Source organism: Streptomyces sp. NPDC057474, assembly GCF_042802555.1.
In the GTDB taxonomy this organism is placed as follows: Bacteria; Actinomycetota; Actinomycetes; order Streptomycetales; family Streptomycetaceae; genus Streptomyces.
Window position 1 is genome coordinate 1 of sequence record NZ_JBHVDX010000216.1, and the last position, 17987, is coordinate 17987.

Genomic DNA, 17987 nt, shown 5'->3' on the forward strand with positions numbered 1-17987 from the left:
GCCAGGCTGAACGCCAGAACGCCGGAGGGGCTGGATTCACCAGCCCCTCCGGCGTTCGAAAAATGACAGACAGTTCAGTTCAGCGGCGGCGGCGGTGCAGAGCGATCGCGGCCGCCGTGCCGCCGGCCACCGCGCCCACGCCCGCCGCCGCGGGGAGGCCGACCTTGGCGGCCTTGCGGGCGGTGCGGTAGTCGCGCAGACGCCAGTCCATGCCGCGGGCGTGCTTGCGGAGTTTGCTGTCGGGGTTGATGGCGTACGGGTGGCCCACGAGCGAGAGCATCGGGATGTCGTTGTGGGAGTCGCTGTACGCGGCGCAGCGGGAGAGGTCGAGGCCCTCCGCGGCGGCCAGGGCGCGTACGGCCTCGGCCTTCGCGGGGCCGTGCAGCGGCTCGCCGACCAGCTTGCCGGTGTAGACGCCGTCGACGGACTCGGCCACCGTGCCCAGGGCGCCGGTCAGGCCGAGGCGGCGGGCGATCACCTGGGCGATCTCCACGGGCGCGGCCGTGACGAGCCAGACCTTCTGCCCGGCGTCGAGGTGGGCCTGGGCCAGGGCGCGGGTGCCCGGCCAGATGCGCTCGGCCATGTACTCGTCGTAGATCTCCTCGCCGATGATCGTCAGTTCGGCGACGCGGTGGCCCTGGACGATGGAGAGCGCGGAGTTCTGGGCGTCCTGCATGTGCTCGGGGTCCTCGGACCCCGCCAGCCTGAACCATGCCTGCTGCCAGGCGAATCGGGCGAGGTCCCGGGTCTCGAAGAACTTCCGTTTGTACAGGCCCCGGCCGAAGTGGAAGAGCGAGGCGCCCTGCATGACGGTGTTGTCGAGGTCGAAGAACGCGGCGGCCTTGTCGTCGCCGAGGACCGGGAATTCCGGTTCCTGGACGGCGTCGGGCGCGGGGGAGATGTCCTCCAACTCCTGGGAGGACTTGCGCGCTGCCTCCGCAGAGGCCTCGCCTGCCAAAACGCTCCGCGCCGTGGCGGAGCGCCTACGGGGAGTGAGCCATCCGAGAGCGGCCATGTCGTGAGCATAGCCAGTCCGTTGGGTGGTTCCGGAGTCGACAGGTTTGCGGGCTGTGAACTCTCCGCGACCGTGCCGTTAAAGAAGCGATCCGGGCGGCGTGTCCTGGTGCGGAACAGGGAGGAACCGGTGGGGGAAAGGGCAGGTCGCGCGCTTCGCGGTGAGGAGGAGGTGTGGACATCCGGTGCGGAGCGACAATGGCCGACATGAGTGCCATGTTCCGGCGGACGCCGAAGAATTCCGGTGAGCGGCTCGTCACGCTGATCGGAAAGCCCGGGTGCCATCTGTGTGACGACGCGGAGGCGGTGATCGGGAAGGTCTGCGGTGAGCTGGGCGTTCCTTGGGAGAAGAAGGACATCACCGAGGACGCGGAACTCCACCGTCAGTACTGGGAGCAGATTCCCGTGGTGCTGGTCGACGGTGCTCAGCACACCTTCTGGCGGGTGAACGAGGAGCGCCTTCGCAAAGCCCTCGCATAGAGGTGACGATGGATGTGACCTGACCGACCAGTCCAAGTGGTCCCAAAAGTCGCTTAGGATCGATGGGCTGGTTGGTCTCGGGGGCGGGATTCGTGAGGAGAGTGTGCGGTTTTGCCCCCGTCGTGCAAGGTGTTCGGTGAGGAACGAAGGTGCGCGTGTGCCGGTTCCGTACGGGTGCGTCGAGTGTGCGTGACCCCGGTCACGTTGGCCGGGCAAATCGGACACCATCTTTGTGCACGCGTTCACAAAGACATAGCCTGCTGTCGACGGGGCGGTCTGGGGACGCATGACCGCCCGCAGCCCCGCTCTACCCGCAGGAGCACCGTGGCAACTGGCCGAACTCACCGACCGGCGACCCGTAGCCGAGGGATTCCCGAGGCCACCGTCGCCAGGCTTCCGCTTTACCTCCGTGCCCTGACCGCACTGTCCGAGCGCTCGGTACCCACCGTTTCATCCGAGGAACTGGCGGCCGCCGCGGGGGTCAACTCCGCGAAGCTGCGCAAGGACTTCTCGTACCTGGGCTCCTACGGGACGCGGGGTGTGGGGTACGACGTCGAGTATCTCGTCTACCAGATCTCGCGTGAGCTGGGGCTGACCCAGGACTGGCCGGTCGTGATCGTCGGTGTCGGTAATCTCGGCGCCGCCCTGGCCAATTACGGCGGGTTCGCCTCCCGTGGATTCCGGGTGGCCGCGTTGATAGACGCCGATCCGGCGATGGCGGGGAAGCCGGTCGCGGGTCTTCCGGTCCAGCACACGGACGAGCTGGAAAGAATCATCGACGACAACGGCGTGTCCATCGGCGTGATCGCCACCCCCGCCGGTGCCGCCCAACAGGTGTGCGACCGGCTGGTCGCCGCCGGGGTCACGTCGATCCTGAACTTCGCGCCCACCGTCCTCTCCGTGCCGGACGGGGTCGACGTCCGCAAGGTGGACCTCTCCATCGAGCTGCAGATCCTCGCCTTCCACGAGCAGCGCAAGGCCGGCGAGGAGGCCGCGGCCGAGACCGGTGCCGTACCGCTGGCTCCCAAGGAGCCGGGGAAAGGGCCCGACGGGGATGTCCCCGCCGTGATGCCGGCATGAGTCTTCTGGTCGTCGGACTGAGCCACCGCAGCGCTCCGGTGAGCGTGCTGGAGCGGGCCGCGCTGTCTCTGGACGCGCAGGTCAAGTTGGTTCAGGACACGGTCGCCGCCGAGCCGACGGCCGAGGCCGCCGTCCTCGCCACGTGCAACCGCATCGAGCTGTACGCGGACGTGGACAAGTTCCACGCGGGCGTCGCCGAGCTGTCCACGCTGCTCGCCCAGCACAGCGGGGTGGGGCTCGACGAGATCACTCCTTATCTGTATGTGCACTACGAGGACCGGGCCGTCCACCATCTGTTCTCCGTGGCCTGCGGGCTCGACTCCATGGTTGTCGGCGAGGGGCAGATCCTCGGGCAGATCAAGGACGCGCTGGCCCGTGCGCAGGAGCTGCACTCGGCCGGGCGGCTGCTGAACGACCTGTTCCAGCAGAGCCTCAGGGTCGGCAAGCGGGCGCACTCCGAGACCGGGATCGACCGGGCCGGGCAGTCGCTGGTGACCTTCGGCCTGGAGCAGTTCACCGCCGGCGCGGACGTCGAGAGCTGGGCCCGGGGCAAACGGGCCGTAGTGATCGGCGCCGGGTCGATGTCCTCGCTGGCCGCGGCGACCCTCGCGCGCGCGGGCGTGGGCGAGATCGTGATCGCCAACCGGACGTACGACCGGGCCGAGCGGCTGGCCCACCTGCTCGAAGAGCAGTATGGACAACGCCTCACCGAGCAGGGCGAAACGGGCGTGCTGGCCCGCGCGGTACCGATGGAATCGGTGCCGGCCGAGCTGACACGTGCCGATGTCGCCGTCTCCTGTACGGGCGCCACGGGCCTGGTCCTGACCGCCGAGATGGTCGCGGCGGCGGTCGAGGGGCGGGTGCCCGAGGGCGCGTTCCGCACAGGGGCGGAGACTCGTCCGGACGTACGTCCGGTCCTGCCGCCCACCTCGATAGGCAGCGACGACGACTGCCCCCTCGACCTCCCCGCCGTGCAGGGCGGCGGCTTCTCCGTGCACGGGGAGGCCGCGGTGGCCGGGATGGACGCGGCCACGCTGGAGCAGCACGCGGCCTGGGTCGACAACGCGACCGTGGACCGGCGCACGAGCCGCCGTACGCCGGAGCGCGAGGCCCTGCGTACGCCCGCCGCCGACGCCGAGCTGATCGCCGCGCTCGTCGCGGCCGTGGCCGTCACCGGGCGGATCACCGAGCTGCGCCGGCCCGAGCCCGTCGTCGAGGTGCCCCGGCCCGCGCCCGTGCTGGCGCTGCTGGACCTGGCGATGCCCCGCGACATCGACGCGGCCGCGCACCGGCTGGCCGGGGTCCGGCTGGTCGACATCGAGTCGCTCGCCGAGGTCTCCGCCGACGCGCCGATGGCCTCCGACGTCGACATGGTGCGAAGGATCGTTTCCGACGAGGTGGCCGCCTTCGGCGCCGCTCAGCGGGCCGCGCACATCACACCCACCGTCGTGGCGCTGCGCGCCATGGCCGCCGATGTCGTCGCGAGCGAGGTCGCCCGCCTGGAGGGCCGACTGCCTGGCCTCGACGACAAGCACCGCGGCGAGATCACCCAGACCGTGCGGCGCGTCGTCGACAAGCTGCTGCACGCGCCGACCGTACGGGTCAAGCAGCTCGCGGCCGAACCCGGCGGCGCCGGGTACGCGGACGCGCTGCGGACCCTGTTCGACCTGGACCAGGAGACGGTCGCCGCCGTGTCCCGGGCCGAGGACAGTGACCAGCAGGCAGCCGGCGACAAGTACTTCGAAGCGGACGCCGAGAACCGAGGGCGATCATGAGTGAGCCGCACAACAGAGCCCTGAGGCTCGGGACCAGGCGAAGCAGACTCGCCATGGCCCAGTCCGGGCAGGTGGCGGACGCGGTCCGCCGGCTGACCGGGCGGCCCGTCGAACTCGTGGAGATCACGTCGTACGGCGACGTCTCCCGCGAGCAGTTGGCCCAGATCGGCGGCACTGGCGTGTTCGTCGCCGCGCTGCGCGAGGCGCTGCTGCGCGGCGAGGTCGACTTCGCCGTGCACTCCCTGAAGGACCTGCCGACCGCGTACCCGGACGACCTGGTGCTGGCCGCCGTGCCGGTGCGCGCGGACGCGCGGGACGTGCTGGTGGCCCGGGACGGACTGACGTTCGAGCAGCTCCCCGAGGGCGCCCGGGTCGGTACCGGTTCGCCGCGGCGGATGTCCCAGCTGAACGCGTACGCGCGCAGCCACGGGCTCACGATCGAGATGGTGCCGATCCGAGGGAACGTCGATACGCGGATCGGATACGTACGGAAGGGTGAGCTGGACGCCGTCGTCCTGGCCGCCGCCGGACTGAGCCGGATCGGACGGATCGACGAAGCGACCGACTTCCTCTCGGTCGACACTGTTTTGCCCGCCCCCGGCCAGGGGGCACTGGCGATCGAATGCGCCGCAGACAATGCGGACCTGATCGCCGCGCTCGCCGGACTCGACGACCCGTACACTCGGGCCGCCGTGACCGCCGAGCGGTCCCTGCTCGCCGCCCTGGAGGCCGGTTGCAGCGCACCTGTGGGTGCGCTCGCCGACCTCCAGGCCGACGGGCAGATTGTCAAGGAGATGCGCCTGCGCGGCGTCGTCGGCACGACCGACGGCTCGACGCTGGTGCAGCTGTCCACCACCGGTCCCGTGCCCGAGACGTACGACCAAGCAATGGCGCTCGGCCGTGAACTCGCCGCCGAGATGCTCGCTAAGGGCGCGGCCGGTCTGATGGGGGAGCGAGCACATTGAGCCCCACCACCCTTCCCGCCGGTCCGGACCACGGTCACGTCACCTTCCTCGGTGCCGGACCCGGGGATCCGGGACTGCTGACACTACGCGCCGTCGAAGCACTGGCGAACGCGGACGTTCTCATCGCCGAGCACGATGTGCTCGACGTGGTGCGTACGCACGCCCGCGCCGGCGTCGCCCTACTGGACACCGATTCGAGCCCGCCGTCGGCTCTCACTGCGGCGTCCTCTGCCTCTTCCGCGGCTACTTCAGCGGATACGTTCTCGGGCACAGGCACGCCTCAGCTGACGGTTGTTGACGGCACGTCAACAACCGTTGGTGCACCCGCTGTGCGGGATGCGGCACATCTTGTCATGGAGGCCGCGAGGGGCGGCAAGCGGGTCGTGCGTGCGGTGTCCGGGGACCCCGGGCTCGACACGTACGCCACCGAGGAGATGCTGGCGTGCGTCGCCGCGGGCGTGCCGTTCGAGGTGGTGCCCGGTGTGGCCGCCGCCGTGGGCGTGCCCGCGTACGCCGGTGTGCCGCTGCGGGACGCGCAGGGCGCTGACGTGCGGTTCGTCGACGCGCGCACGGCGTCCGACCGGTGCTGGGCGGAGGTCGGGGCGTCGGACGGGACGGTCGTCGTCTCGGCGACGCTGGAGACCGTGGCCGCGGCCGCCGGTGAGCTGGTCGCGGCGGGCCGTAAGCCCGATACGCCGATGACCGTGACGGTCGCGGGTACGACGACCCGGCAGCGGACCTGGAGCGCGACGCTCGGCACCATCGCCCAGACCCTGAAGCACGCCAAGGTACTGCCCTCGCCGGAGGGCGGTCGGCCGGTGATAGCCGTGGTCGGTGAGCGTTCCGCCGCGGCCCAGCGCGACCAGCTGTCGTGGTTCGAGAACAAGCCCCTCTTCGGGTGGCGGGTCCTCGTACCGCGTACGAAGGAGCAGGCTGCCTCGCTCTCCGACCAACTGCGCTCGTACGGGGCCGTACCGCACGAGGTGCCCACGATCGCGGTCGAGCCGCCGCGGACGCCGCAGCAGATGGAGCGGGCCGTGAAGGGGCTCGTGACGGGGCGGTACGAGTGGATCGCCTTCACGAGCGTCAATGCTGTCAAGGCGGTGCGGGAGAAGTTCGAGGAGTACGGGCTCGATGCGCGCGCCTTCGCCGGGATCAAGGTCGCGGCGGTCGGGGAGCAGACGGCCAAGGCGCTCATCGCCTTCGGCGTGAAGCCGGACCTGGTGCCGAGCGGGGAGCAGTCCGCGGCTGGGTTGCTGGAGGACTGGCCGCCGTACGATCCGGTCTTCGACCCGATCGACCGGGTGTTCCTGCCTCGGGCCGACATCGCCACGGAGACGCTGGTCGCCGGGCTCATCGAGCTCGGGTGGGAGGTCGACGACGTCACCGCCTATCGGACCGTGCGGGCTTCGCCGCCGCCGGCCGAGACCCGGGAGGCGATCAAGGGGGGTGGATTCGACGCCGTTCTGTTCACGTCGTCGTCCACCGTGCGGAATCTGGTGGGCATCGCCGGAAAGCCGCACAACGTGACCGTGATCGCCTGTATCGGGCCCGCTACCGCGAAGACCGCGGAGGAGCATGGGCTTCGGGTGGATGTGATGGCTCCCGAGCCGTCCGTACACAAGTTGGCCGAGGCGTTGGCGGACTTCGGGCTGCGGCGGCGGGCGGCTGCGGTGGAAGCGGGGGACCCCGTTACTCGGCCCAGTGAGCGGCGGCCGGGGGCGCGGCGGCGGCGGACGACGACGTGAGCGGCCCCACCACGTAAGGGGCTGCGCCCCTTTCACCCCCTGAGCGCCTCTGGCTCGGGGGGTTTCGTGGTGGGGCGGGTGCGGTCGGGTTGCTGAAAGTGGCCCGCGGCCCTTTCGGAGGTGGATTTCTGGTTGCCCGTGGGGGACATCTGGGGGTGGGGGGAACGGGGGTACAACCCCGTCCTCGGGGGTGCTGTCTGAGTGGGTGACCGAAGCAACGATCGGCTCCTGGGCACCTAAGGACTACTTCTGCATGCGTACGTTACGGACGATCGCCGCCGCCACCGCTACCGCCGTCCTCGCTCTGGGGGGCGGCCTGTTGGCCGTGCCCGCCGCGCAGGCCGCCACCGCGAGCCCGGCCACCCTGGTGCACGACGACGGTGAGCTCTGGTACAAGGCCGCGCCCGGGCAGGACAACCGGCTGACCATCTCCGCGACGGTCGAGGAGAGGAGCGAGTACGAGCTGTACCACGTCCTCACCTTCGACGACCGGGTCGAGATGGCCATCGACGCGCAGGCGGCCGAGTGGGACGAGTGCGTGTATCCCTCGCCCAAGGACCGCACCGTGGTCCAGTGCAAGGTCGAGGTGGTTTTGGGCTCGGACGACTCGCCCATCTACAACGTCACCGTCCGGGACGGCGCCGACACGGTGACCATCCCCGCCGACAGCAAGAGCGCGGAAGCGACGATCTACGGCGGGCCGGGCAAGGACGTCCTCACCGACAACGGCCATTCGGCCGTCCTCTACGGCGAGGACGGGAACGACCGCCTCCACGGGGGTGGCGGGATGTGGGGCATGGGGCCGTTCGGGGGCAGGGGCGACGACACGATCAGCGGTTGCGCCCAAGACTGTGCCGGGGGCGCCGGCAACGACTCCCTCACCGGGGACGGCGAGAGCAACAACCTGTTCGGCGACTCCGGCAACGACGTCATCCTCGGCAAGCAGGGGCGTGACAACCTCCATGGCGGCACGGGCAACGACACGCTGCGTGGTGGCCGGGGCGCCGACAAGCTGTACGGGGAGCAGGGGAACGACACACTCTGGGGGGACCAGGACAACGACGAGCTGTGGGGGAACAGCGGGAACGATGTGCTGTACGGGGGTGCCGGGGCGGACAAGCTGTCCGGGGGGCCCGGGCGGAACAAGGTGCGGCAGTAGGGGATGACTCTCCCTCGGGTGGTTTCGGGGGCGCCCTGAGAGCTCGGGGGCGAGCGCGGGTCCGGTGGGGCTTCTCGCGCAGTTCCCCGCGCCCCTGAAAGACGGGCCTGCGGCATCTTTCAGGGGCGCCTTTCGCGCCGACGGGGCGTCGGCAAAGAGGGTCGCGGGGCGGGCGTAGCGTAGGCGTATGTCGAAGTACGGATCGTTTCCCGGTACGCGGCCCCGCCGGCTTCGTACGACGCCTGTGATGCGGCGGATGGTGGCCGAGACGCGGCTGCATCCCGCGGACTTCATCCTGCCCGCGTTCGTGCGGGAGGGTGTGAGTGAGCCGGTGCCGATCGCGGCGATGCCGGGGGTCGTGCAGCACACGCGGGACAGTCTGAAGAAGGCTGCCGCGGAGGCCGTCGAGGCCGGGGTCTCCGGGATCATGCTGTTCGGGGTGCCGGAGGACGAGAAGAAGGACGCGCTCGGGACGCCGGGGACCGATCCGGACGGGATCCTGCAGGTCGCCATCCGTGATGTGCGGGCCGAGGTCGGGGACGAACTGCTCGTGATGTCGGATCTGTGTCTCGACGAGACCACCGATCACGGGCACTGCGGAGTTCTCGACGACCAGGGGCGGGTCGACAACGACGCGACCCTTGAGCGGTACGCCGAGATGGCTCAGGTGCAGGCCGACGCCGGTGCGCATGTGGTCGGGCCCAGCGGGATGATGGACGGGCAGATCGGGGTCGTCCGGGATGCGCTGGACCAGATCGGGCGCGAGGATGTCGCCGTTCTCGCCTACACCGCCAAGTACGCGTCCGCGTTCTACGGGCCCTTCCGGGAGGCTGTCGCCTCGTCGCTGACGGGGGACCGGAAGACCTACCAGCAGGACCCCGCCAATGTGCGGGAGTCGCTGCGGGAGCTCGCCCTCGATCTGGAGGAGGGCGCCGACATGGTGATGGTCAAGCCGGCCGGGCCCTACCTGGACATCCTCGCGCGGGTCGCGGACAGCGTGGACGTGCCGGTCGCCGCGTACCAGATCTCCGGGGAGTACTCGATGGTCGAGGCCGCCGCCGAGAAGGGCTGGATCGACCGGGACCGGGCGATCCTGGAGACGCTGACCGGGATCAAGCGGGCGGGTGCGCAGAACATCCTCACGTACTGGGCCGTCGAGGCGGCTCGCATGCTGCGCTGAGGTTCCCCTCCGGCTCAGTACGTACGGTGCGGTGTGCCTCCGGCTCAGAACCGGCTCAGAACCGGTTCAGTACAGGAGTGCGTCCTCCACGCTCGACTGCCAGTAGGTGACGGCCACGGAGTTGTCGACGTAGACGCCCTTGGCCGGGAGGGCGGGGGACGCGGGGGAGCCGGCGTCGCTGCCGGGCTGGCGGCCCTGGAAGTAGATGACGACCTTCTTCTCCGTCAGGCCCTCCCCGCCGCTGCCGTCGGCGGACGAGAGGAGGACGCCCGCGTAGCCGGACTCGCCGGGTGCCAGGGTCACCACCGCCTGCGGCTGGGACTCCTCGATCACGCGCGGCGCCGACTGCGCCTCGCCGAACCGGACCGTGGGGTTGTAGTAGAGGTCGCAGAACTTCGAGCCGGTGTTCTTGACGGTGATCAGCATGTGGTTGATCGGGCGGGACACCGGCTGCGCGGTGACGGTGGTGTTGGAGCCGTTGCAGGTGACGCGGTTGGCGGGGTCGGAGGGGTCTTTGGTTCCGGCGTTCGGGGAGTTCTTGCCGGCGTCGCTGCCGGTGCCGCCGCTGGTTCCCGTGCCCGTGCCGGTGCCGCCGCTGGTACTCGTGCCGGTGCCCGTCCCCGTCTTCGAGGAGGCCTTGTCGGTCGTGCTGCCGCCGGTGGTCGTGCCCGAGGTGCCGGTGGTCTGTGAGGTCGAGGTGGAGCCGCCCGCCGAACCCTCGTCCCTCGTGCCCATGCCGTTGTCGCACGCCGTCAGGGCGAGGGCGGCGAGGGCGACTCCGGTCGCGGCGAGCAGACGGGCGGGGCGGGCGACTCGGGAGGAGCGGGCGGTGCGGGACGTGCGCATGAGGGATCCCTTTCGGACAAAGCCAGTTGTGCAGGCTGAGAACAAGTGGTCGAAGCCCTGCCGCTCGACCGGTCTGCCGGGAGCGGCGTGCTTGGATGACCAAAGCTTGTGGGGTGATCCGTCCCGGCCGCCACAGCCGATGGACGATCAGGGACGCTGGAATGCCCGCATCGGCTTTGACCTGCTGGAACTCCCTTTCCCTGGAACGCGGAACGGGACGTGCGGGACGTGAGGGGACGGAGGAAGACGTGTCGGGGAGCGGTACCGCGAACGGCTTGGGGGCTGATTTCGCCGAGCTGCTACGGGAGTTGAAGGAGCGTTCCGGGCTGAGTTACGGGGTGCTCGCCAAGCGGCTCCATATGAGTACGTCGACGCTTCACCGGTACTGCAACGGGGACGCCGTACCGACGGACTATGCCCCCGTCGAGCGGCTGGCCCGTCTCTGCAAGGCGACCCCGGAGGAGCTGGTCGAGCTCCACCGGACGTGGGTGTTCGCGGACGCGATGCGGCGGCGCAAGGGGAGCGACTCCGTCGGGGCGGCGGAGGGGGCGGCCCCCGGTGCGGTGACTGAGTGGGGTTCGGCTGCGGGTGCGGTGTCTGCGGAGGGGCCGGCTGCGGGTGCGGTGGTCGAGCGCCGTACGGCGTCGGAGGAGAGCGCGGTTCCGGAGACGGTGATCGGGGGCGAGGCTTCCGGTGCCTCGGGGGAGCGGGCGCCGGCTCGGCGGCGCACTCGGGTCGGGCTTGTCGCCGGGCTGGCCGTGGCCGCCGTGCTCGGTGCGGTGACGCTCGCCGTGAGTCTGCCGTCCGGTGGGGCGGAGGACGGGGCCGGGCGTACGGCCGGGGCCGCGTCCGTCGGGGCCGACGGCAAGGCGGGGACGGACAAGGGCTCCGCGTCGCCGTCCGGTGCCTCGCCCTCCGCTTCCGCGAGCGAGTCGAGCGAGTCGGGTGACAAGGGCAAGAAGGGTGCCGGTAAGGGTGCCGGGGCCTCGTCCACCGCCACCCCGACCAGCCCCGGTGGGGCCGGCGGGGGCGGTGAGGACGTCTCCCTCCCGGCGCCGCTGTCCGTCAAGGTGGAGCCGTACACCTGGGAGAGCCCCTGCTCCCAGCGGTATCTGGTCGACGGGCCGCCGATGGGGGTGGCGCCGCCGCCGCTGGAGCAGGACGCGGCGGCCTGGGTGTCGTCGGAGCGAGCCGTGTCGTCGGGGCAGCAGTTTCTGACGCTCACCGTGCAGGGCACCGGCGAGGAGACCGTGGTCGTACGGAGCCTCAAGGTCCGGATGATCGACAAGCAGTCGCCCCTCGCGTGGAACGACTTCACCATGGGCTACCCCGGCGTCGGCTGCGGGGCCGGCGTCCCGACCCGGTCCTTCACGGTGGCCCTCGACGCCGCGCGCCCCGAGGTGCAGCCCAAGGCGGGCAGCAGGAACTTCCCGTACTCCGTCAGCGAGTCCGACCCGGAGGTCTACTACATCACCGCCGACGCCTCCGCGTACTACGTCAGCTGGTACCTGGAGCTGAAGTGGTCCAGCGGCTCCCGCAGCGGCACGCTGACCGTGAACGACAACGGCCTGCCGTTCCGCACGAGCGGCAACAACGGGCGTCCGGCGTACGAGTATCCGCTCGGCGGGCCGAAGTGGGTCGAGGAGGGGACGACGCTGGGTGAGAGCGACGAGGGGTAGTTAATGCATTGACGAGTCCTCGTCAATCGGCATAACTTCTGCGCCTGTCCTGATTCTCAGGGCAGGCCTGTGCCGTTTTTCGGGGGGAAGCAATGAACTGGTTCGTCGAGGTGCTCAAGAAGTACGTGGTCTTCAGCGGGCGGGCGCGCCGCCAGGAGTACTGGATGTTCACGCTCATCGCCTCGCTCATCTATCTCGGGCTCGTCGTCCTCGGCCTCGCCATGGACACGGAGGTGCCCGAACTCGTCTTCGTCGCCGCCATCTTCCTGCCGTCGCTGGCGGTCAGCGTCCGGCGGCTGCACGACATCGGCCGCAGCGGCTGGTGGGTCCTCATCGGGCTCGTCCCCTGTGTCGGCAGCATCGTCACGATCATCTTCATGGCCACCGAGGGGCAGCGGGGCGAGAACCAGTACGGGCCCGACCCGAAGGGGTATGCGGCGAGCCACTGACGTCGGCGGTCGGGCGGGGCCTGAGCGGGCTCGGGCGGCGCCGGGTGGGCCTTCGCATCCGGGCGGCATCAACTTCCGCTGGGGGTTAGGTTGTTGGCTATTCAATGATGCGACTCTCCAGGGAGAGCTTTATGGCCGGTGACGCGCTCAGCCAGGACCCCGCCGAGCTGCGGAAGAGGATCGACACCACCAAGGCGCACCCGGCGCGGGTCTACGACGTCTTCCTCGGCGGCAAGGACAACTACCCCGTGGACCGGGAGGCCGCCGGCGCCGCGCTGGCGGCCAATCCGCGTGGCTATCTCGACGTCCGGCACAACCGTGACTTCATGCGCCGCGCGGTGACCACGCTCGCCAAGGACGAGGGCATCCGGCAGTTCCTCGACATCGGCACCGGGTTGCCGACCGCCGAGAACGTCCACCAGATCGCCCAGGAGATCGTCCCCGACTCCCGGGTCGTGTACGTCGACAACGACCCGGTGGTGCTCGCCCACGCGCGCGCGTTGCTCACGAGCGGGCCCGAGGGTGCCACGGACTACATCGACGCCGACTTCAAGTCGCCGGCGCGGATCCTCGAAGCGGCCGCGAAGACGCTCGACTTCGACCAGCCGATCGCGTTGTGCCTGGTGGCGATCCTGCACTTCGTGGAGGACGACGAGGCGTACCCCGTCGTGCGGGAGCTGGTGGACGCGCTGCCCGCCGGGAGCCGGCTGCTCCTCAGCCATCTCACCGAGGACCTCAATCCGGCGAACATCCGCGCGGTTCAGGAGACTTACACCAAGCGGGGGTTCACCTTCGTGCTGCGGTCCAAGGACGAGGTCGCGCGCTTCTTCGAGCAGAGCGACCTCGTGGTGGACGAGCCCGGGGTGGTGCCGGCGCATCACTGGCGGTTCGAGGACGGTGCGCCGGTGCCTCCGGCGGTGGAGCCGCATGCGTTGGCGGGGATGGACGACATCGAGAAGGTTCGGTATCGGGACATCAACGATGTGACCGACGCGGACATCAATGTGTATGCGGCGATGGGGCGTAAGCGGTAGGGGTGGATTGCCCGGTGGGGCGGATTGCGTAGTGGGGTGACTGCGGGCCGGTGGGGGCTGGTCGCGCAGTTCCCCGCGCCACCAAGGGGCTTCACCCCCCGGTTCCGAACCACGTCTCCGCCAGTGCGTCCAAGGTCTGGCTGGGCGGGGCCGGGAGGCTTCGCAGGTACCAGTTCAGGTCGCTGTAGACGTGGAGGAGGGTGTAGGCCATCAGTTCTCGGGGGTCGAACGGAGGGTGGCCGTATGCCTCGTAGAAGAGCTTCAGGAGGGTGGGGTCGGCTCGGGTGAGGAAGAGGGCGACGCTGACGAAGTCGTAGGCGGGGTCGCCGACCATGGCGGGCTCGAAGTCGAAGAGGCCGGTGAGGTGCCAGCCGTCGTGGGCGTCGACGGTGAGGTGCTCGCGCATGAACTCGGTGTGCAGGAGGACCGGGCGGCGCGGCGCGGGCAGGGGGACGGAGCGGAGGAAGTCCGGGATCTGTTCCAGCCAGGGGCTCGAGAGACCACCGCTCTGCTGGTGCTCGACCGCCACCGCGCGCTGTGCGGCGATGAACCTGCCCCAGTCCGGCGGCCCGGTGAGGGGCACGACCGGGGCGGCGTCCAGGGCGTGCAGGGCGGCGAGGCCTTCGGCGGCCTCGGCGACGATACGTTCCTGGTCGGGCCGGGGGATCCGGGGCCAGGCCTCGTTGAGGTCCTCGCCGGGCAAACGGGACATCAGCACATAGCGCCAGCCGTTCTTGTACTGGTCGGCCGAGTGCAGCCTGGGTGTGGGGATCGGGAGTTTGCCCCACAGTATCGACAGCAGTCGGGCTTCCCGGATGGCTTGCACGGCTTCGAAACCCGGATAGAGCTTGAGGACGAGGGCGTCGCCGACGGCGTACACCGGCAGCGAGCCCTCGCGGAAACGTACGATCCGCGCGCCTGCGAGACCGAGCTGACCGCAGAGATCCTGGGCAGCCGGTCGCAGCAGCGCCTCGTCACCGACGACTTCGTGCAACTCGTCGTTCGTGTCCACGCTGGGCAGCATGGGCGCAGCCTAGGGGGTGCGGAGCACGGTCCGCATCGCGGAAATGGTGGGTGTAGGGGGCACACACCTGGCTAGGGTGCGGGCAGGGGCGGGGCCTTGCCGTCCGGGAGTGGCGAAGGAGCCGTGGGATGGATGCTGTGCGTGCCGCGCATGACGTGGGGTTTGTCGGGGAGGCGGGGGCCGAGGGCGGTTCGGGGAGCGTGGCCGCGGTGGGCGCCGGGGCGGCCGTGCCCGGCTTCGCCGAGCGGGTCGCGGCGGTCGGGGGTTCCCCCGTACGAGACATCCTCGCCGTCACCTCGCGGCCCGACGTCGTCAACTTCGCGGGTGGATTGCCCGCGCCGGAGCTGTTCGACACGGAGGGGATAGCGGCGGCCTACCGCGATGTGCTCGCCGAGTCGGCGGGGCGCGCCCTGCAGTACGCGACGACCGAGGGCGAGCCGGTGCTCCGGGCGGCGCTCGCCGCGCGGTACGGGGCGCGCGGGCTGCCGACCGGCGCGGACGGGGTGCTCGTCACCACCGGGTCGCAGCAGGCACTGTCGCTGCTCGCCACCGCGCTGCTGGAGCCGGGGGATGTCGTCCTGGTCGAAGACCCGTGCTATCTGGCGGCACTTCAGGCGTTCCGGTTCGCGGGGGCGCGGGTGGTGGCCGTGCCGGGCGACGAGCACGGGGTGGACCCGGCGGCGCTGGAGGAGCTGGTGGTGCGGACCCGGCCCAAGCTCTTCTACACCGTGCCCACCTTCCAGAACCCGACCGGGCGCACGCTCCCCGCCGAGCGGCGGGCGGCCGTCGCCTCCGTCGCCGTCCGGCGCGGGCTGTGGATCGTCGAGGACGACCCGTACGGCGAACTCCGCTTCGAGGGCGACCGCGTGCCGTGGATCGCCTCCTGCCCGGGTGCCGAGGACCGCACGGCGCTGCTGGGCTCCTTCTCCAAGGTGATGGCTCCCGGGATGCGGCTGGGCTGGCTGCGCGCACCCGCGGGTCTCCGTCGTGCCTGCGCGATTGCCAAACAGGCGGCCGATCTGCACACCCCGACCGTCAACCAGCTCGCCGCGGCCCGCTATCTCGCCGACCGTGACCTGGACGCCCATGTCGTCCGGGTCGCCGCCGCGTACCGGGAGCGCCGCGACACCATGCTCGACGGCCTCGCCGAAGCCCTCCCCGAGGGCTCCACCTGGAACCGCCCCGAGGGCGGCATGTTCCTCTGGGCGCGCCTTCCCTCCTCCTACGACACCAGCGCCCTGCTGCCGCGCGTCGTCGAGCAGGACGTGGCGTACGTGCCCGGGGCGCCCTTCTACGCCGGTGAACCGGACCGGTCGACGCTACGGCTCTGCTTCGTGACGCAGACGCCGGAGGAGATCCGGGAGGGGCTGCGGAGGTTGGCGGTGGGGTTGCGGGGGTGACGGCTTGAGCCGGGTCAGGCGGGCTCGCTCGGTTCCGACAGGGGAGTGGGGCGGGCTCGGCCGGTGCAGGGAAGCGGTCAGGAAATCGGGCGCGGCGGCGGGTGAGTGGCCCGGTTCAGGGGAGCGGGCGCGGCGGGTGAGTGGCCCGTTCCAGGGTCGCGGCATGGCCGAAGGAGAGCTTGCCGGGTTCGGTGCGGCGTGGGACCGCTTCGCGGCCTGGCCGGCCGTGCACTCTCCCATCGACCACGCGGCCTGCGACCGCCCGCCACCGCCGAGGAAGTCGCCACGCTCGTGCCCGGCTCGGTTTCACGGCCACTCCGTCCCGGCGGGCGGGAACGCGTTGTTCCGACCGACACCGGTCGGGCTCAGTCCCACCAGAAGGACCAGGTGGGTTCGTCGAGGAGGGTGCGGGCGTAGGCGTGTCGGGTGCCGTCGGCCGTGCCCTGCCAGATGTTGTCGGGGCAGAAGGCGAAGTGTTCGGCGGCGACGGCTTCGGCCTCGGCCTCGGTCGTGGGTGGGACGGCGACCGAGAGGACGAGTTGGCCGAAGGTCAGGGCGACGACGCGTATGCCGAAGCGGTCCTCCCAGGAGCGCAGAACCGCGCAGAGCCTCGCCACGTCGTTCTCGTGGTTCGCCGGGCCGGTCCAGCCGATGGCTGCTGGGATGTCGGCGCTGCGGCGGGCGGGGACCAGGGCGAGGCGGGGCTCCTTCAGCCGGGAGGGGTCCTTGACGAGGGCGTCGGCGGTCTCGGCGGCGAGGGCGTCGGGGTCCGGGGCGGGGGCCAGGACGGGGGCTTCGGCGAGGCCCGGCCAGTCGGGGTCCTCGGTGGTGGCGTACTCGTCCCAGAACTCGGCCAGGACCTCGTCGGCGTCGTGGTCCCCGGGGTAGGACATCTCGCCGGGCATCAACTCCCACTCCTCCGGTCCGCCCTGGCTGCCACCGACGTCCAGCAGCACCGGGAGGAGACCGGCCGTACGGCGTGCGGGCCGGACGGCGGTCCAGGCGCCGGGAGTGGCCGGCTCGTCCGCGCACCACAGCAGGGGCTCGTGCCACGGGCCCGCGTCCTCCCCCGCTGCCTCAAGGGCGTGGGAGGTGCCCCCATCGTCGATCAGCCTCCCCCGCGGAAGCGGGAGTGCAAGCCCGAGCACACGCCCGCTCGGGTCGGCCGCCAGCTGGGGCAGCGGGTTGGGAAGTGTCGCCATGCCGGTGACTGTAGGTGCAGCCACCGACAACCGGCCCTCCGGGCCGCTCCACGCGGCCCTGCCGCGGTGCCCGCAGTCACCCGCGCGACTGCCCCGAAGGGCAGTGCCCCAAGAGACGATTTCCGCCAACTCCCGAAAAAATTAGGTTGGTTGCGCTCGCTCGAAACCGTCTGGGAAGGCGCCCTCACCATGCGTACACTCGCCACCGCCACCCGCGCCGGTGTCCTCGCCGCCACCGCCGGTGCCCTGCTGTTCACCGGTGTCGCGGCCCAGGGCACGGCCGTGGCCGCCCCGCAGGGCAAGCCGGCCAAGCTCACCGTCGCGAAATACCGCGACTGGCTGAAGAACAACGACGAGGCAGCCGCCTCCGTCAAGCTGCTCAAGGCGTTCGACAAGCTGCCCAAGGCCAAGCAGCGGAAGTTCGTCGACCATCTCCAGAACCGGAAGACGCAGGAGGCCTACAACGTCCGGACCGGTGGTTACATCAACCGGGGCGGACACCACGAGGAGGCCTACAACAAGGACGTCCGCTTCGTCGCGGACGTCCAAGGCGTCCGCAAGGCCACCAAAGCCGGGTCGCACATCACGCTGACCTTCACCGCCACCGAGCGGATCTACGGCATCCCCGTCATCACCCAGAAGACCGTCCTGTCCTACGACTACGGCAGCGCGGTCAGGTCGCCGAAGTACAAGCGCTCCGTCACCAACCTCAACGCTGCCGTCGCCATCACGCCGGTGAAGAAGGACATCATCAAGGTCAGCGGCCGCAACATCTCGGCCACCACCACGTGGAAGGCCCAGCCGCTCTACAGGTCCGTCGGCGCCGGCACGATCACCAAGCGGCAGACCACCGCCACGGTCAACGTGAAGTTCAACGCCTGGGTCGGCAACCGCTGATCGACCCCGGCGGACGACCGTCCGACGCGCGGGGGCACCACGGGGGGTGCCCCCG

Annotated in this window: 16 protein-coding genes; 12 read left to right on the plus strand and 4 right to left on the minus strand. The window is 70.6% G+C overall.

Features of this window, described 5'->3' with window-relative positions; translation table 11 throughout:
- Positions 1–79 precede the first annotated feature (79 nt).
- Positions 80–1015 carry an HAD family hydrolase gene (locus ACFU53_RS38555; RefSeq protein WP_384003696.1) on the minus strand — a complete coding sequence of 312 codons (936 nt, stop codon included), beginning with the start codon at positions 1013–1015 and terminating at the stop codon, positions 80–82.
- Positions 1016–1212: 197 nt separating this feature from the next.
- On the opposite strand from ACFU53_RS38555, the gene ACFU53_RS38560 reads away from it, so the two are divergent.
- The 7 genes from ACFU53_RS38560 (at position 1213) to hemB (ending at position 9401) form a co-directional block, all read left to right on the plus strand.
- Positions 1213–1494, plus strand: a complete 282-nt coding sequence (locus ACFU53_RS38560) for a glutaredoxin family protein (protein WP_384003699.1) — start codon at positions 1213–1215, stop codon at positions 1492–1494.
- Between the two features lie 324 nt (positions 1495–1818).
- Entirely contained in the window at positions 1819–2574 is a 756-nt protein-coding gene (locus tag ACFU53_RS38565; protein ID WP_384003702.1) for a redox-sensing transcriptional repressor Rex, read from the plus strand.
- On the plus strand, positions 2571–4349 hold the full coding sequence (locus ACFU53_RS38570) for a glutamyl-tRNA reductase (RefSeq protein WP_384003704.1): 1779 nt from the start codon (positions 2571–2573) through the stop codon (positions 4347–4349). The genes ACFU53_RS38565 and ACFU53_RS38570 overlap by 4 nt, the downstream gene beginning before the upstream one ends.
- Positions 4346–5314 (plus strand): hydroxymethylbilane synthase, encoded by a 969-nt coding sequence (hemC, locus tag ACFU53_RS38575; RefSeq protein ID WP_384003707.1) that lies wholly within the window; start codon positions 4346–4348, stop codon positions 5312–5314. Before ACFU53_RS38570 ends, hemC begins: the two co-directional genes overlap by 4 nt.
- Positions 5311–7062 (plus strand): uroporphyrinogen-III synthase, encoded by a 1752-nt coding sequence (locus ACFU53_RS38580; protein ID WP_384003710.1) that lies wholly within the window; start codon positions 5311–5313, stop codon positions 7060–7062. The genes hemC and ACFU53_RS38580 overlap by 4 nt, the downstream gene beginning before the upstream one ends.
- Before the next feature lie 205 nt (positions 7063–7267).
- On the plus strand, positions 7268–8221 hold the full coding sequence (locus ACFU53_RS38585; protein ID WP_384003713.1) for a calcium-binding protein: 954 nt from the start codon (positions 7268–7270) through the stop codon (positions 8219–8221).
- Positions 8222–8408: 187 nt separating this feature from the next.
- A complete protein-coding gene (gene hemB, locus ACFU53_RS38590; RefSeq protein WP_384003717.1) occupies positions 8409–9401 on the plus strand; it encodes a porphobilinogen synthase in 993 nt (330 codons plus the stop codon).
- 66 nt (positions 9402–9467) lie between these two features.
- Here the strand turns inward: hemB and ACFU53_RS38595 are convergent, their stop codons facing one another.
- Positions 9468–10247 (minus strand): DUF4232 domain-containing protein, encoded by a 780-nt coding sequence (locus ACFU53_RS38595; RefSeq protein ID WP_384003720.1) that lies wholly within the window; start codon positions 10245–10247, stop codon positions 9468–9470.
- 161 nt (positions 10248–10408) lie between these two features.
- Between ACFU53_RS38595 and ACFU53_RS38600 the strand changes: the two genes are divergently transcribed.
- The 3 genes from ACFU53_RS38600 to ACFU53_RS38610 all read left to right on the plus strand — a co-directional run bounded on the left by ACFU53_RS38600 (position 10409) and on the right by ACFU53_RS38610 (position 13409).
- Positions 10409–11926, plus strand: coding sequence for a helix-turn-helix domain-containing protein (locus ACFU53_RS38600; protein WP_384003723.1), 1518 nt, complete (start codon positions 10409–10411; stop codon positions 11924–11926).
- A gap of 92 nt (positions 11927–12018) precedes the next feature.
- On the plus strand, positions 12019–12375 hold the full coding sequence (locus tag ACFU53_RS38605; protein WP_384003726.1) for a DUF805 domain-containing protein: 357 nt from the start codon (positions 12019–12021) through the stop codon (positions 12373–12375).
- A 131-nt stretch (positions 12376–12506) separates the two neighbouring features.
- Positions 12507–13409, plus strand: coding sequence for an SAM-dependent methyltransferase (locus tag ACFU53_RS38610; RefSeq protein ID WP_384003729.1), 903 nt, complete (start codon positions 12507–12509; stop codon positions 13407–13409).
- Between the two features lie 91 nt (positions 13410–13500).
- Here ACFU53_RS38610 and ACFU53_RS38615 read toward each other — a convergent pair whose 3' ends face one another.
- Complete coding sequence (locus ACFU53_RS38615; protein ID WP_384003731.1) at positions 13501–14433, minus strand: aminoglycoside phosphotransferase family protein; 933 nt, start codon at positions 14431–14433, stop codon at positions 13501–13503.
- A gap of 128 nt (positions 14434–14561) precedes the next feature.
- Here ACFU53_RS38615 and ACFU53_RS38620 point away from each other — a divergent pair, with 128 nt between their 5' ends.
- Positions 14562–15833, plus strand: coding sequence for a PLP-dependent aminotransferase family protein (locus ACFU53_RS38620; RefSeq protein WP_384003735.1), 1272 nt, complete (start codon positions 14562–14564; stop codon positions 15831–15833).
- 365 nt (positions 15834–16198) lie between these two features.
- Here ACFU53_RS38620 and ACFU53_RS38625 read toward each other — a convergent pair whose 3' ends face one another.
- Positions 16199–17035: a DUF4253 domain-containing protein gene (locus ACFU53_RS38625; protein WP_384003738.1), complete on the minus strand. Its 837-nt coding sequence runs from the start codon at positions 17033–17035 to the stop codon at positions 16199–16201.
- A gap of 189 nt (positions 17036–17224) precedes the next feature.
- Between ACFU53_RS38625 and ACFU53_RS38630 the strand changes: the two genes are divergently transcribed.
- Positions 17225–17932 carry a hypothetical protein gene (locus ACFU53_RS38630; RefSeq protein WP_384003741.1) on the plus strand — a complete coding sequence of 236 codons (708 nt, stop codon included), beginning with the start codon at positions 17225–17227 and terminating at the stop codon, positions 17930–17932.
- Positions 17933–17987: the final 55 nt, after the last annotated feature.

Excerpts from the sequence above, each read along its gene's own strand:
- ACFU53_RS38555 (WP_384003696.1), bottom strand. The coding sequence starts at position 1,015 with ATGGCCGCTCTCGGATGGCTCACTCCCCGTAGGCGCTCCGCCACGGCG.
- ACFU53_RS38560 (WP_384003699.1), top strand. The coding sequence starts at position 1,213 with ATGGCCGACATGAGTGCCATGTTCCGGCGGACGCCGAAGAATTCCGGT.
- ACFU53_RS38570 (WP_384003704.1), top strand. The coding sequence starts at position 2,571 with ATGAGTCTTCTGGTCGTCGGACTGAGCCACCGCAGCGCTCCGGTGAGC.
- hemC (WP_384003707.1), top strand. The coding sequence starts at position 4,346 with ATGAGTGAGCCGCACAACAGAGCCCTGAGGCTCGGGACCAGGCGAAGC.
- hemB (WP_384003717.1), top strand. The coding sequence starts at position 8,409 with ATGTCGAAGTACGGATCGTTTCCCGGTACGCGGCCCCGCCGGCTTCGT.
- ACFU53_RS38595 (WP_384003720.1), bottom strand. The coding sequence starts at position 10,247 with ATGCGCACGTCCCGCACCGCCCGCTCCTCCCGAGTCGCCCGCCCCGCC.
- ACFU53_RS38600 (WP_384003723.1), top strand. The coding sequence starts at position 10,409 with ATGCCCGCATCGGCTTTGACCTGCTGGAACTCCCTTTCCCTGGAACGC.
- ACFU53_RS38605 (WP_384003726.1), top strand. The coding sequence starts at position 12,019 with ATGAACTGGTTCGTCGAGGTGCTCAAGAAGTACGTGGTCTTCAGCGGG.
- ACFU53_RS38610 (WP_384003729.1), top strand. The coding sequence starts at position 12,507 with ATGGCCGGTGACGCGCTCAGCCAGGACCCCGCCGAGCTGCGGAAGAGG.
- ACFU53_RS38615 (WP_384003731.1), bottom strand. The coding sequence starts at position 14,433 with ATGCTGCCCAGCGTGGACACGAACGACGAGTTGCACGAAGTCGTCGGT.
- ACFU53_RS38620 (WP_384003735.1), top strand. The coding sequence starts at position 14,562 with ATGGATGCTGTGCGTGCCGCGCATGACGTGGGGTTTGTCGGGGAGGCG.
- ACFU53_RS38625 (WP_384003738.1), bottom strand. The coding sequence starts at position 17,035 with ATGGCGACACTTCCCAACCCGCTGCCCCAGCTGGCGGCCGACCCGAGC.
- ACFU53_RS38630 (WP_384003741.1), top strand. The coding sequence starts at position 17,225 with ATGCGTACACTCGCCACCGCCACCCGCGCCGGTGTCCTCGCCGCCACC.